Annotated in this window: 13 protein-coding genes and 1 pseudogene; 9 read left to right on the top strand and 5 right to left on the bottom strand. The window is 33.2% G+C overall.

Annotated elements, in window-relative coordinates:
* The first annotated feature begins 65 nt into the window (after positions 1 to 65).
* The 3 genes and pseudogenes from BXU11_RS13210 (at position 66) to recQ (ending at position 3,638) form a co-directional block, all read left to right on the top strand.
* Positions 66 to 1,036 (top strand): annotated as a pseudogene (locus BXU11_RS13210) (deoxyhypusine synthase family protein).
* Between the two features lie 8 nt (positions 1,037 to 1,044).
* Positions 1,045 to 1,440, top strand: coding sequence for a hypothetical protein (locus BXU11_RS17875; protein WP_024981774.1), 396 nt, complete (start codon positions 1,045 to 1,047; stop codon positions 1,438 to 1,440).
* Positions 1,441 to 1,529: 89 nt separating this feature from the next.
* Positions 1,530 to 3,638 (top strand): DNA helicase RecQ, encoded by a 2,109-nt coding sequence (recQ, locus tag BXU11_RS13200; RefSeq protein ID WP_078212857.1) that lies wholly within the window; start codon positions 1,530 to 1,532, stop codon positions 3,636 to 3,638.
* Positions 3,639 to 3,868: 230 nt separating this feature from the next.
* Here recQ and BXU11_RS13195 read toward each other — a convergent pair whose 3' ends face one another.
* The 4 genes from BXU11_RS13195 to BXU11_RS13180 all read right to left on the bottom strand — a co-directional run bounded on the left by BXU11_RS13195 (position 3,869) and on the right by BXU11_RS13180 (position 8,789).
* On the bottom strand, positions 3,869 to 4,384 hold the full coding sequence (locus BXU11_RS13195) for a DinB family protein (protein WP_078212856.1): 516 nt from the start codon (positions 4,382 to 4,384) through the stop codon (positions 3,869 to 3,871).
* 10 nt (positions 4,385 to 4,394) lie between these two features.
* Entirely contained in the window at positions 4,395 to 6,980 is a 2,586-nt protein-coding gene (locus BXU11_RS13190) for a phosphoenolpyruvate carboxylase (RefSeq protein WP_078212855.1), read from the bottom strand.
* A gap of 98 nt (positions 6,981 to 7,078) precedes the next feature.
* Entirely contained in the window at positions 7,079 to 7,558 is a 480-nt protein-coding gene (locus BXU11_RS13185; protein WP_024981770.1) for an Lrp/AsnC family transcriptional regulator, read from the bottom strand.
* A 76-nt stretch (positions 7,559 to 7,634) separates the two neighbouring features.
* Positions 7,635 to 8,789 (bottom strand): M14 metallopeptidase family protein, encoded by a 1,155-nt coding sequence (locus BXU11_RS13180; protein ID WP_078212854.1) that lies wholly within the window; start codon positions 8,787 to 8,789, stop codon positions 7,635 to 7,637.
* Between the two features lie 309 nt (positions 8,790 to 9,098).
* Between BXU11_RS13180 and BXU11_RS13175 the strand changes: the two genes are divergently transcribed.
* Positions 9,099 to 9,554, top strand: a complete 456-nt coding sequence (locus BXU11_RS13175; RefSeq protein WP_024981768.1) for a helix-turn-helix transcriptional regulator — start codon at positions 9,099 to 9,101, stop codon at positions 9,552 to 9,554.
* 3 nt (positions 9,555 to 9,557) lie between these two features.
* Here BXU11_RS13175 and BXU11_RS13170 read toward each other — a convergent pair whose 3' ends face one another.
* A complete protein-coding gene (locus BXU11_RS13170) occupies positions 9,558 to 10,109 on the bottom strand; it encodes a 1-acyl-sn-glycerol-3-phosphate acyltransferase (protein ID WP_024981767.1) in 552 nt (183 codons plus the stop codon).
* A 66-nt stretch (positions 10,110 to 10,175) separates the two neighbouring features.
* Here BXU11_RS13170 and BXU11_RS13165 point away from each other — a divergent pair, with 66 nt between their 5' ends.
* The 5 genes from BXU11_RS13165 (at position 10,176) to BXU11_RS13145 (ending at position 13,871) form a co-directional block, all read left to right on the top strand.
* Entirely contained in the window at positions 10,176 to 10,841 is a 666-nt protein-coding gene (locus BXU11_RS13165; RefSeq protein ID WP_078212853.1) for a spermidine synthase, read from the top strand.
* A 159-nt stretch (positions 10,842 to 11,000) separates the two neighbouring features.
* Positions 11,001 to 11,762: a Rossmann-like and DUF2520 domain-containing protein gene (locus BXU11_RS13160; protein ID WP_078212852.1), complete on the top strand. Its 762-nt coding sequence runs from the start codon at positions 11,001 to 11,003 to the stop codon at positions 11,760 to 11,762.
* Entirely contained in the window at positions 11,746 to 12,273 is a 528-nt protein-coding gene (locus BXU11_RS13155) for an HAD family hydrolase (protein ID WP_078212851.1), read from the top strand. Before BXU11_RS13160 ends, BXU11_RS13155 begins: the two co-directional genes overlap by 17 nt.
* Before the next feature lie 97 nt (positions 12,274 to 12,370).
* On the top strand, positions 12,371 to 13,297 hold the full coding sequence (locus BXU11_RS13150) for a geranylgeranylglycerol-phosphate geranylgeranyltransferase (RefSeq protein WP_078212850.1): 927 nt from the start codon (positions 12,371 to 12,373) through the stop codon (positions 13,295 to 13,297).
* Positions 13,290 to 13,871 carry a Maf-like protein gene (locus tag BXU11_RS13145; RefSeq protein WP_078212849.1) on the top strand — a complete coding sequence of 194 codons (582 nt, stop codon included), beginning with the start codon at positions 13,290 to 13,292 and terminating at the stop codon, positions 13,869 to 13,871. The genes BXU11_RS13150 and BXU11_RS13145 overlap by 8 nt, the downstream gene beginning before the upstream one ends.
* Positions 13,872 to 13,873: the final 2 nt, after the last annotated feature.

Here is a 13,873-nt window from a genome sequence, read left to right as displayed (position 1 = left end):
TACATTAATTTTTTTTTAAATTTGAAATATAATTTATTGAATATTAATGCTTTAAACAGTTAAAAATGAGTAAAGGACCAATCAGTCAATTTATAGAAAAGCATTATTTGCATTTCAATTCAGCCTCTTTAGTAGATGCTGCAAAAGGATACGAACAACAATTAAACAACGGTGCCAAAATGTTGGTGAGTATGGCTGGTGCGATGAGTACTGCCGAAATCGGAAAGATTTTTGCCGAAGTTATCCGTCAAGATAAAGTTCAAATTATATCATGTACTGGAGCCAATCTAGAAGAAGATATCATGAATTTAGTAGCGCACTCTCATTACGAAAGAGTACCAAACTACCGTGATTTAACGCCTCAAGATGAGTGGGATTTATTAGAAAGAGGATTGAACCGTGTTACCGATACTTGTATTCCTGAGCATGAAGCATTTCGTCGTTTGCAAAAACACATTTATAAAATTTGGAAAGATGCAGATGACAAAGGAGAACGTTATTTCCCACATGAATTCATGTACAAAATGTTGCTTTCAGGCGTTTTGGAAGAATATTATGAAATTGATTTAAAAGATAGCTGGATGTATGCCGCTGCCGAAAAAAACTTGCCAATTATTGTTCCTGGCTGGGAAGATAGTACTATGGGTAACATTTTTGCCTCGTATGTAATCAAAGGTGAATTGAAAGCTTCGACTATGAAATCGGGTATTGAATACATGACTTTCTTAGCGGATTGGTACTCTAAAAATTCTTCAAACGGAATTGGATTTTTCCAAATTGGTGGTGGAATTGCTGGTGATTTTCCAATCTGTGTGGTACCAATGTTGTATCAAGATATGGAAATGCATGATGTTCCGTTTTGGAGTTATTTCTGTCAAATTTCGGATTCAACTACAAGTTATGGTTCTTATTCTGGGCAGTTCCAAATGAAAAAATCACTTGGGGTAAATTAGATATTAATACTCCTAAATTTATTATTGAATCGGATGCTACGATTGTGGCTCCATTAATTTTCGCTTATTTGTTAGATTTATAAAATATTTTATGAAAAGAGTGATTGTTGATTACGCTAAATTAACTAATGAAATTTTAAACCTTTTAGTTGAAAAATTTCCTGATGGGTATGATGATTCGGATATTATTCGTTTTAAAAATGCGAAGAATGAGTTAATTGAAGCTGTTGAAGTGCGTACAGAAGATACTATTTATTTAGTAAAAGTAAGTATGAAATTGGCGGACAGAATTGAAAATTTTGATGAGGATGATGATATCGACAATGTTGTAGTTCCAATTTCTGGAATTGAACTAGATGATGAAGATGCCGTGTCTGATGATGATGACGATGATGACGATTCTGACAAACCAGATTTGGATCCTGAGGACGATGAAGACAATGATAACGATCCAATTGATGAAGACGATGATGAGGATGAAGATTAATTCTTTATTTTCAAAAAATATAAAAAAAGGAACTCTGTAGCAATGAGTTCCTTTTTTTATATTTGTAATTCAAACCTTTATACGCCATTATGAACAGTACTATTTTACATGCCGCTTTAAAAGAGAATTTCGGTTTCGAAAAATTCAGACCGAACCAAGAAGAAATTATTACTTGTATCCTATCTGGACAAGATACCTTAGCCATCATGCCTACGGGTGGTGGAAAATCGATTTGTTTTCAATTGCCAGCCTTGGTCTTACCCGGAATAACGGTGGTGATTTCTCCTCTAATTGCTTTGATGAAAGACCAAGTGGATAGCTTAAAAGCCAACGGAATTAAAGCCTGTTTTATTAATAGTAGTCAATCATCTGATGAACAGCAATCTTTAATTAATGCCCTTAAAACCAAAGAATACAAATTATTATATATTGCTCCTGAAAGTTTATCCTATCTTGAAAATGCTTTTGCCAGCATGACTATTAGTCTAATTGCCATTGATGAAGCACATTGTATTTCTTCATGGGGTCATGATTTTCGACCTGCTTATACCAATTTAGGTTTTTTAAAAAACCGCTTCCCTTCTACTCCAATTTTAGCACTCACAGCTACGGCTGATAAGGCAACACGTACAGACATTGTAGACCAATTGAACTTAGTGCATCCTAAAATTTTTGTTGCTTCATTTGATAGAAAAAATTTAAGCTTAGAGGTGCGCCCGGCTTTGGATAGAGTAAAACAAATTATTGATTTTATTAAGGATAAGCCCAATGAATCTGGTATTATATATTGTTTGAGTCGAAAAACTACGGAGGAACTTTCAGAAAAGTTGCAAAAAACAGGTATTAATGTCGCTGCTTACCATGCAGGCTTAGATAGTGCAACGCGTTCAAAAGTGCAAGATGCCTTTATTAATGATGATTGTCAAATAGTTTGCGCTACTATTGCCTTTGGAATGGGAATCGATAAATCGAATGTGCGATGGGTGATTCACTACAATTTGCCCAAAAATATTGAGGGTTATTACCAAGAAATAGGTCGTGCTGGTCGTGACGGGTTACCATCAGAAACCATTTTATTTGAAAGTTATGGCGATGTGATTCAACTTCAAAAATTTGCTTCGGAAGGTGCAAATGCTGAAGTGCAGTTGGCTAAATTGGAGCGAATGAAGCAGTACGCCGATGCGTTAAGTTGTCGTCGCAAGATTTTACTTTCTTATTTTGGTGAATTGGTAAGCGATACTTGTGGTAACTGCGATATTTGTAAAAACCCACCTGCTTTTTTTGATGGTACCATTATCGCTCAAAAAGCATTATCCGCCATTGCAAGATTAAAAGAGTCTGAGGCTTTGGCTGTTGTAGTTGATTTTTTAAGAGGTTCAAAAAATGCTTCCATTTATGATAAAGGGTATCAAGATTTAAAGACCTACGGAATTGGTGCTGATATTTCTTGGTACGATTGGAATCAATACCTTATTCAATTGATTAATTTGGGCTATTGTGAGGTGGCTTTTCATAGGCAAAATAAATTACGATTGACTTCTTTTGCTAAAAAAGTTTTATTTGAGGGCGAAAAAGTGCAATTGACCACAGTACTTAAGGCAGATAAAACAAAACCTGAAGTAAAAGAACGAACTACAAAAGCGGCGGCAAATTCACTTTTTGAAAGTTTAAGAAAACTTCGTTCAGAGTTGGCCAAAGAAGAAGGTGTTCCTGCCTATGTGATTTTTAATGATGCGACTTTAAAACAATTAGAGACAGAAAGACCCATGAGTGATGAAGCATTTTTGGCCATTGACGGTGTTGGTAAAGCTAAGCTAGAAAAATATGGAGATATTTTCATTAAAGCTATTATCGCGTTTCAGAAAGAAAAGACTGTTAAGGCCAAAAAAGAAGGAAGTACATTCAAAGAAACCTTAGCTCTTTTTCAATCAGGATTGTCAGTGGAAGAAATTGCTGAGAAAAGAAAATTAAGTGTTAGTACCATTACGTCGCATATTGCTAAATTATTTATTGACGGCCATGTGATAGATATTAGTCGTTTTGTGAGTCCTGAAGAAATTAGTAAAATTAGAAAAGCGAAATTACAATTAGAATCTCCTAATGCACTTAAACCTTATTTTGATTTTTTCGAGGAACAATTGTCCTATGACAAAATTAGAATTGGCTTGGCGGTTTTGGAAAAAGAAACAAAATCTTAGTTTTCTAATTCTTATAAAAAGAAAAGAAGTTTACAGTTTTCCAGATACGGTAGCTGTAAACTTCTTTTTTTATGGTTCCCCATCTTATTAAAAAGCCTGTTTTTTATCACTTAACCCCGATAGTAGCGGCATCCTTTGCTTTTTTTTCAAAAGCAAAGATATAGCGGATAGCGGGACTTTGTTTGAAAGAAGCCAATTGCTACTGTTTCAAAAAAATAACCGATACTTTTTTACAAATAGCGTTCTTCGAATACTTTTTGATGGTGTTTTTGATGTCCAATAATGATAAAACCGATGGCTCGAACCGAAACATTTTCATTGGAACTAATGCCAATATTCAGCAACTGTTTTGGGCTGAAGCTTTTAAAAAGCAATAAAGTAGCGTAACGTACAGCAGAAAATTCAGTCAATAATTCTTGAATACTACGTGCATTGGCATCAGTGTTTTGGGCAAAATCATTTTCTTCGAAACCAGGCAAAGGCGTTTTGTCATTGCGTGAAAAACGCAAAGCGCGATAACTAAAAATGCGCTCGGTATCAATAACGTGCTGAATGATATCTTTGATGGTCCATTTTCCTTCGGCATAGCGATAATCAAATTTATCCATGGGCAAATTTTGAATAAATCGAATGAAATCATGCAATGAAATTTCAAGTTCTTCTAACAAATCAACACCGTTAAGAGCGTTTATGTAAGTGGACTGAAATTTGGAATATTCGTTTATGGGCAATTGATTAGAATTCATGACGATGATTTTAGGCCGAGTTTCTACTCGCGTTAGTATTACCAAATAAGGATCGTGTGACTATTTTTTCATAAACTTTGATCAGCGCATCGTCTGGATGTTCTTCTTTGTTGAGCTCATTGATTCTTGATAATGCGTATTGTTGTATTGTCAACAAAGGCAGCACTATACGCTCTCTCATTGCAATAGAAGCTTTACCATCAGGATAATTCTCCATTAGCTCTTGATGACCGGCAATTTTCAAAAGTAATCGTTTGGTTTCTAAAAATTCATCGTAAATGATTTGCCAAAATTCACCAAAAACAGGATCTTTTCGCATGTAGGCGGTTAATGGAAAGAATGATTTTGCTAGTGACATCATACTGTTTTCAAGTAGTGTTTTAACAAATAAGGAATTTTTATACAGATCCTGTACTTTATCCCATTCATTATTATCTTCAAAATATTTTAAAGCAGTACCTACTCCAAAAAAACCGGGTACATTTTGTTTTAATTGACTCCAAGACCCCACAAATGGAATCGCTCTCAAATCGCTAAACTCCAATTGCTCCGCGGTACTTCTTTTGGAAGGTCGGCTACCAATATTAGTTTTGGCGTAGTATTTTAGCGTACTCATTTTTTCTAAATAAGGAATAAATTGAGGGTGATTTTTTAAGCCCAAATATTTATTATACCCTAATTCTGCTAATTTATCTAATATCAAAAGCTCTTGCTCCGACAAGATGTTTTTGGTTTTGCTAAATACTTGATTGGTTACGCCTGCACTTAAAAGATTTTCTAAATTATAGCGACAAGAATCTAGCGTTCCAAAATTAGAGCTAATGGTTTGTCCTTGAATGGTAATTTGTATTTCTTTATTTTCGATTTTCGATCCTAAAGAAGCATAAAACTGATGTGTTTTTCCTCCACCACGAGCTGGTGGTCCACCTCGACCGTCAAAAAATGCAACTTGTACGTCGTATTTTCTAGAGATTTCGGTAAGCGCAATTTTTGCTTTGTAAATACTCCAGTTCGCCATTAAATAACCGCCATCTTTGGTACCATCAGAAAAACCTAGCATGATGGTTTGTTTGTTGCTTCTATTTTTTAAGTGCTGAGTGTAAGCAGGATTGGTATATAATTTCTCCATTACTTCGTGTGCATGCTGCAAATCATCTACCGATTCAAATAGCGGGATAATGTCAAGAGCGGCATTCTCCCAATCAGATAATTTAATCAGGGCGAAGGTTTCCATTACATTCAAAGCACTTTCGTTATTACTAATAATATAACGATTGGCTCCAAATTCACCATTATTAGCTTGAATACTTTTTATCGCTCTTATAGATTCTAAAGTCAATCGAGTAATGTCATTTTCAAAAGTACTCGGGTCTAAATTTCCTGATACTTTATTAAGGATTTCAAATTTTTCCTTCTCTGATAGACTAAAATAATTTGCTGGAAAAATAGGATCCGCTTGTTTTACACAAAAATCAACAACATCTTTAAAAACGGCATCGTGAATTTTACTATTTTGTCTGATATCTAACGTTGCGAAATGGAATCCAAACAAATTAACGCGAATTAATAGCGCCTCGATTTCATCCAAATACAAGGACTGATGCTGCTCAATTATAATGGTTTTAATTTTCCAAATCTGTTCTTTAAATTCTTCAAGTGTAATAAAAATATCACCTTTGGAGTAGAAAACGGAACGATACAGTTTTTGTTCTAACTCAGTTATGAGTACATCAACACCTGAAAAAGTAAGTTTTCTTTTTAATCTTCTAATTTCAAAGTAGTAGCATTTTAAGATGGAAGTTCTTAGTCTTTCGGCTACTTTTAAAGTGATATCTGTGGTAACAAAAGGGTTACCATCACGATCTCCACCAGGCCAAAAGCCTAATTTAATCAGTGGATTTTGAATGGTTCTGTTATTGAAAATATTTTTCTCTAAATAATGTATCATTTCACCTGCTGTATTATAAAATACATTTTCAAGGTACCAAATCAAGCTTATAGCTTCGTCAAAAGGATTCGGTTTTTCTTTTTGAATGAAAGGTGTTTTTCCTAATTGCGCTAAAAGTTGTTTGATTTCAATTAAATCATTTTTTCGGATGGCTTCGGTCAAATCATTGATGATTCCTAATACAGCACCAGGATAAAATTGTGTAGGATGCGCTGTTAGAACGGTGCGTACATTAAAATTTTCAAGAAAATCAATGAGTTCTTCTTGTTTGTTTTTAGCTTCTGATTTTTCTTTTACATCTCGCAAAGACCCTCTACCGTCCATATTGTTTACGGATGAAAAAGCGGCGTCTTCAATCGCATCAAACAATACAATTTGACGTTCGATGTATTGAATAAAACGAAACATCAAATCAATAGCTTCAGCTTCTGAGGCAGTACTCAAGTATTTTGAGGCAAAAAAATTGACAATCTCTTTAGGTGTTTCTTGTTTTTTAAAACCTTTTTCACATATATCAGTAAATAAAGGAAGCAAAACTCCAGTATTATCTACCGAATCAAAAGGTAATGTAATGAAAACACTATTGTAAATGTTGTATTTTGAGAGTACATCTCGATGGAAACGCTCTATTTTAGGTAATGTATTCATGAATTATGGTTTGTTTTTTAGTAGTTTAATAAGTTGGTCAAAAAAAAACCCCAAGAAAACTTGAGGTTGTATTTTTTAACTATACGCATTCAAGCCTCTTACATCTCTTTGAAGATGGTGTGCATTAAACGCTTTTTATCATTGATACTTTCTTCTAGAGAAATCATTGTTTCGGTTCTGTATACACCTTCGATATCATCGATCATGAAGATTACATCTTTTGCATGTTTAGTATCTTTTGCTCTAATTTTGCAAAAGATATTAAATTTACCAGTTGTTACTGAAGCTACAGTAACAAAAGGAATTTCATTAATACGCTCTAAAACAAATTTAGTTTGAGAGGTATTATTTAAAAATACACCAACATAAGCTATAAAGGAATAGCCTAATTTGTCATAGTCTAATACTAAAGAAGAGCCCATAATAATTCCGGCATCTTCCATTTTTTTTACTCTAACATGAACGGTACCTGCAGAGATTAATAATTTTTTCGCGATATCTGTGAAGGGTACTCTTGTGTTGTCGATCAACATATCTAAAATTTGATGATCTACCTCATCTAAACGAAATTTACTCATAATTCTTTAATTAATATTACTGTTTAAGCAAGAATGATTGCAAATATAAGAAAAAATCAATAATTTGATAAAATAATTAAACTTTATTCACTCCATTAACAAAAAACACCGTGTTATCTAATGAAAAACTAGCTATTTTATTAATAATAGGCAAATTACCTAGATCATCTTTGTATAATGCGCCATTAGCATCATAGGTATAATGACCGAAAAAAGAGTCTAAATCGTTTATGGCGGCGATATATGCTTTGAAAAATAATTCGCCTTCAATTAGTTCTTCCTTATATTGTATTGCAAAATTCGTTATTTTTTCGTTACCGTCATAATTTATTTTGACATTTTTAAATATAAAATCATAAAAAGTGACTTTATTTTGAGGAATATTCAAATATTGAGTTGTTTTGTTGCTAACTACATCGTTTTCGATAATGCTAGTAAAACTTGCAAGTAGAGAAATAAAAATATATTTACGCGTTTCTTCTCTTTGGTAATCGTTCGGGTAATGGCCTGCTTCAAATAAAATTGTTGGAACTCCTAAATGCTGAAACGTATCACCTATACAATTGATGTTGAAAGAATCGTCAAAACGTCCTATTTGTCCAGGAATGTAATTTTGTAATACCTCATTAATTGTTGCAATACTATTTATTGCTTTTAATCGTGTAGCGTTGATGTCGCGAGTTTCATTATAAGAAGGGGCTAAAAACGATACAGTAGCCGGTTTACCAGTATCTGCAACTCCAAAAATAGTGCGTTGATCATGAAGATTAAAACAAAAGTCAGGCTGGAAAACTTCGAAAACACCTCTCAAAGTGGCGCTCTCTGGCTGTGATAGATTTTGTGAGTCTCTATTCAAATCTACTTTATTTGCATTTTCTCGGGTATATAACGCTGCTCCATCAGGATTTAATATAGGAATAGCGAGAAAGGTAAATGCTTCAAGAAGTTCTCTTGCTAAATCAGACGAGCCATTCAAAAAGTGTATACAATCTATCAATGCTTTCGTTGTGGTGCTTTCGTTACCATGCATTTGTGACCATAAAAAAATTTTGATTGGCCCATTACCTATTTTATAGGTGTAAATTGGTTTTTGCATCACAGAAAGACCTACTTGCTGGAGTTGATGCTGTGTATTGTATTGTTGTAGTATAGGCAAGATAGAGTCTAGTGTAAGGTATCTCCCTTGAATGGATTGTTCTTTATGTTGGTAATATAAATCTAGTGCTTCCATGTTTAATATTTTTAAGTGAACAAAAATAAACATCTTTAAAATTACAATTGTAATCAATTTGAAAAGTTAATTGAGTTACCATTGTAATTGTTACAAATTGTCTTTTGAATCAATTCTAACACAAACGAATTGATATTATTCAATTTTGTTAATTTTTAAAACAAGTAACACATAATCATTATTTTAAAATACATTACATAAAGTGTTTTTGTGATGAATTTGACTGTTTTTATTATAAATAAAGCCCTAGCCTATTGTTTACGATAAATTAACTTTGTAAATTGTAAAACATTTTTAAAATAATTTACAATGGTAAATTCTGATGATTTTAATAAAAGGCTAGAGATAATCTTAGAGTATTACGGACTTACAGCAGCCTCCTTTGCTGATCAAATTGGAGTTCAACGATCAAGTTTGTCGCATCTTTTATCGGGGAGAAATAAGCCTAGTCTTGATTTTGTATTGAAATTAATAGCAGTATTTCCTGAAGTTGATTTGTATTGGATTTTGCTAGGTAATGGCAATTTTCCGAAACAGGAAATGGTAGTTGACAAAAGTAATCACACTAAAACTTTGCCCTCACCTACTGATACATCTACAGTATTGTCGAACGAAAAGACAGTAATGACACTTAAACAAGATAAAAAAAAACCTGCTCTTCAAACCGTAAGTGAAGAACAGGTAGAGCAGCTTATTTTGATTTATGCTGACGGCAGTTTTAAAACGCTGCGTCCAAAAGATGGATTACTTGGTTTGCCTTTGTAAGTGTTACCAAACATAGCCGTTTTCGGGTATTTTGCCCACTACACCCACAAAATGTTGTTTAAGAATCGCAATATCATTTTCATAATTTCCAGTGACAGTAACAGGTTTTCCTAAATTCACTTCTTTTTTGCCAAAATCAAAAGCTACAGGTACTATGGGCACATTGGCCTTTTGGGCGATGTAATAAAAACCGGTTTTGAGTTGTGTTACTTTTTTTCGAGTGCCTTCAGGTGCTACAGCTAAACGAAATTCGTCTCTTCTTTCAAAAATTGAAGCAATGGCTTCTACTTTGTTAAGTCCGCCACTTCTATCTAATGGTTCTCCTCCCATGTAACGGAAATAATAATTAAAAGGAAAAACAAACAATTCTTTTTTTCCAATCCAATTCATTTGAAGTCCAGTGATTCCACGTGTAAATACTCCCAAATAAAAATCATGATTGCTAGTATGAGGCAAAACCATCATCACACATTTTTTTAATTCTGGCTCAATAGTTCCGACTATTTTCCATCCCATAAGTTTGAAAAATATCCACTTGTAAATTTGTTTTTTCATTGTTTTTTGAAAATTTGACACAAAATAAATGATTAATATGGTATTTTTGGAAAAAAACTTATTGAAATGCTAAAAAAATTTTTTAGTTATGTTTTTCCCATTACTATATTTAAAACCAAATCCAATATTAGCAAGTCCATTGAAGTAACTTGGGCGAATGGTGAATTACTTATTGATTCAGAGAACACTAATTACTCCTACGGTAGTTTACAGCGTATATTGAGAATTGGTTTAAAACAAATTGGCTTTTCTTCCATTCAATCCATGAACAATATTTTGGTACTTGGAGTGGCTGGAGGAAGTGTAATCAAAACACTAGTTAATGAAGTTGGATATAAAGGTAAGATTAAAGGCGTTGATATTGACCCAGAAATTATTGAAGTAGCCAATACCTATTTTCAGTTAAATACTATTCCAAACACAGAAATAGTGATTCAAGATGCCTTTGAGTATGTTTTGAGATGCAAAGACCATTATGATCTTGTGATTATTGATGTCTTTCAAGATAAAGAAATGCCCAATTTTTTGTTTGAACATTTTTTCATCAATCACACCCTCTCTTTGCTTAATTCCAATGGCTTTGTGCTTTTTAATACTATGTTATTGAAAGAAGCGGACAACAAAAGAAATAAAAACTTTATACAACAATTAGACGCTAAACTATATAAAATTAATGCGATACCAAAAATTGAAAGTCATAATGAGCTCATTTTGATTCAGAAAAAGCCTTGATTTTAATACTATTTATTTTTTAAAAAGAGTCTCGTATTGCAATGACATCAATCGTTCCTTTTTTTTGTGGATTACCCTTCTGAAAAATTATCATATTTTTATGTTTTAAGGTTTTACTATCTACTAAAGACAAAGAAAAAAAATGAGTATTTTTGTAAGATGATTAAAGTAACGCTTATTGGTGCTGGTAATGTGGCACAACATTTAATTTCTGCTTTTCAATCGCAATCGGATATAGAAATTGTTCAAGTATTTTCTCGGAATACTACAATTGCTATTCCTGATTTTGATGCTCAAAAAATGGTACATTCGTATGCTGAATTGAAAGAAGCAGATGTTTACCTTATTGCGGTTTCTGACGATGCCATAGCAACTGTTTCTGAGCAACTTCCGTTTTCAAATCGTTTGGTGGTGCACACCTCAGGAGCGGCTCCTTTAGAATCGCTTTCTTCTAAAAACAGAAGAGGTGTTTTTTATCCTTTACAAACTTTTACTAAGGGCAAAAAAGTTAGTTTTAAATCCATTCCTTTATGTTTGGAAGCGATTAGTGTTCCAGATTTTGAAATCCTTAAAAGGTTAGCGCAAAGTATTTCAGGATCCATTCAATCGATCAATTCGGAACAGCGAAAGGCCTTACACGTAGCGGCAGTATTTGTTAATAATTTTACGAATCACTTATATGCTATAGGTCAGAATATCTGTGCAGAACATCATGTTTCGTTTGATGTTTTAAAACCACTAATCATAGAAACAGCTAATAAAATAATGGATTTATCACCAAGTGAGGCTCAAACGGGACCAGCAAAGCGGAACGATTTTTCAACCATACAATCTCATGAGGCTTTTTTAAAGAATGAAAATCAAAATAATTTATATAAAACATTAACACAATCTATTAAAAATCATGGCAAAGAGTTATAAAGAAATAATGAATGATATTACTACGTTTGTTTTTGACGTAGACGGCGTTCTTACTGATGGTTCAGTATTTGTGAATAATGAGGGAGAAATGCTACGTACTATGAATATTCGCGATGGGTATGCTATTAAAACAGCTGTTGATAATGGCTACAATGTATGTATTATTTCTGGAGGAAGTAATGAAGGCGTTCGAGTGCGATTAAGAAATTTAGGAGTGACCGATATTCATTTAGGCACACCAGATAAGGTAGCTACTTTTGATGAGTACACTGATGTGTATCAAATCAACCCAGAACAGGTGTTGTATATGGGTGATGATATTCCAGATTTTCATGTGATGCAATTGGTAGGTTTGCCTACTTGTCCACAAGATGCTTGTCCCGAAATTAAATCCATTTCAAGGTATATCTCTCATAAAAATGGTGGCAAAGGCGCTGTACGCGACGTTATAGAACAAGTAATGAAAGTGCAAGGCAAATGGATGGAAAACTTTGATGGAAAATTAGATTAAATTATTGAGCGTTTCTCCTTTAATTTATCATGAAACGCTAAAAAACAAGCGTTTTTTTCATTAGCATTCACAATTCAAACCTATTTCTATACGTTTTATGAAATACTTACAATTAATTCGATATCAAAATTTGCTATTATTAGCTTTGATGCAACTGACCCTGCGTTTTGGTTTTTTGAAAAAGCAGAACATTGATTTGGCGTTATCGAATTTTGATTTTATTCTTTTAGTATTCGCTACAGTCTTTATTGCAGCTGGTGGATACATCATCAATGATATATTTGATCTAGGAACCGATGCTATTAATAAGCCTAGTAAAGTTATAGTAGGTAAGTCTGTTTCAGAAAGTAAAGCCTACAATCTATATGTTGGCCTAACAATACTTGGTGTGGCAATAGGCTTTTGGTTGTCCAATACAATTGAGAAGCCAAATTTTGCAGTATTTTTTATTCTTGTGGCCTCCATTTTGTATTTTTATAGCACAACTTTAAAACAGATGTTGTTACTTGGTAATTTAGCCGTTGCTTTGGTTTTGGCCTCTAGTGTAGTGATCATCGGAGTTTTTGATGTCTATCCCGTTACTACCGAAGAAAATCAACGACAGATGGCTCCTGTTTTTGGTATTTTAATAGACTATGCTGTTTTTGCATTTATCATTAATTTCATTCGAGAAATAGTTAAAGACATACAAGACATAGATGGTGATAAGGAATATAATATGAATACATTAGCTGTTAAATTAGGAACTTACAAGGCCACTAAATTACTTGCTGTAATCTGTCTGTTTCCTATTGGTTTGTTTTTTAATTATATGTATCAGTATTTTATTTTGAATGACTTGCATCTCATTACACTGTATAGTCTAATTTTCATTCTTTCGCCACTTATCTATTGTGCTATTAAATTATTTAAAGCACAAAACAAAAATGATTTTAGCCATATAAGTACCCTATTGAAAGTCATTATTTTATTTGGAATTTTTCTATTACCTATTTTAAATTATACCATTGAACAGCATGCTTAAATCTCAATTGCAACATATAAAAATTATTTTAGCTTCCGGTTCACCGAGGAGACAACAATTTTTTAAAGATCTTGATTTGGATTTTGAAATTCGAATCAAAGAGGTTGATGAAGTGTTTCCTGATACGTTACGTGGGGAAGAAATTACGAATTATTTGGCACAATTGAAAGCCAATGCTTTTGAAGGATTGCTAAATGATAATGAACTTTTGGTTACAAGCGATACTATTGTTTGGCATAATGACAAGGCTTTAGGAAAACCCAAAGATTATGATGACGCTTTTCAGATTTTGAAATCTTTATCCAATAATACACATGAGGTAATTACTTCGGTTTGTTTTAAAACAAATACTACTGTACATGTAATTAGCGAAAAAACAAAAGTCACTTTTTCAGAACTAAGTGATGCCTCCATAAAATATTATCTAGAAAAATACCAGCCTTATGATAAAGCCGGTGCTTATGGCATACAAGAATGGATTGGTTTTGTAGGAGTCGCTAAAATTGAGGGATCGTACACCAATGTAATGGGATTACCAACGGATAAAGTTTTTGAGTACCTTAGTAAATTATAACG

The organism is Flavobacterium sp. LM5, assembly GCF_002017945.1.
Taxonomy (GTDB): Bacteria; Bacteroidota; Bacteroidia; order Flavobacteriales; family Flavobacteriaceae; genus Flavobacterium; species Flavobacterium succinicans.
The sequence above is the reverse complement of the archived record's forward strand: the minus strand, read 5'-3'. Positions and strand labels throughout refer to the sequence as shown.

Bases quoted from the DNA above. Each gene is read 5' to 3' on its own strand.
- BXU11_RS13145 (WP_078212849.1), top strand. From the start codon at position 13,290: ATGCTTAAATCTCAATTGCAACATATAAAAATTATTTTAGCTTCCGGT.
- BXU11_RS13195 (WP_078212856.1), bottom strand. From the start codon at position 4,384: ATGAATTCTAATCAATTGCCCATAAACGAATATTCCAAATTTCAGTCC.
- BXU11_RS13165 (WP_078212853.1), top strand. From the start codon at position 10,176: ATGCTAAAAAAATTTTTTAGTTATGTTTTTCCCATTACTATATTTAAA.
- BXU11_RS13150 (WP_078212850.1), top strand. From the start codon at position 12,371: ATGAAATACTTACAATTAATTCGATATCAAAATTTGCTATTATTAGCT.
- BXU11_RS13175 (WP_024981768.1), top strand. From the start codon at position 9,099: ATGGTAAATTCTGATGATTTTAATAAAAGGCTAGAGATAATCTTAGAG.
- BXU11_RS13170 (WP_024981767.1), bottom strand. From the start codon at position 10,109: ATGAAAAAACAAATTTACAAGTGGATATTTTTCAAACTTATGGGATGG.
- BXU11_RS17875 (WP_024981774.1), top strand. From the start codon at position 1,045: ATGAAAAGAGTGATTGTTGATTACGCTAAATTAACTAATGAAATTTTA.
- BXU11_RS13155 (WP_078212851.1), top strand. From the start codon at position 11,746: ATGGCAAAGAGTTATAAAGAAATAATGAATGATATTACTACGTTTGTT.
- BXU11_RS13185 (WP_024981770.1), bottom strand. From the start codon at position 7,558: ATGAGTAAATTTCGTTTAGATGAGGTAGATCATCAAATTTTAGATATG.
- BXU11_RS13190 (WP_078212855.1), bottom strand. From the start codon at position 6,980: ATGAATACATTACCTAAAATAGAGCGTTTCCATCGAGATGTACTCTCA.
- BXU11_RS13180 (WP_078212854.1), bottom strand. From the start codon at position 8,789: ATGGAAGCACTAGATTTATATTACCAACATAAAGAACAATCCATTCAA.
- recQ (WP_078212857.1), top strand. From the start codon at position 1,530: ATGAACAGTACTATTTTACATGCCGCTTTAAAAGAGAATTTCGGTTTC.
- BXU11_RS13160 (WP_078212852.1), top strand. From the start codon at position 11,001: ATGATTAAAGTAACGCTTATTGGTGCTGGTAATGTGGCACAACATTTA.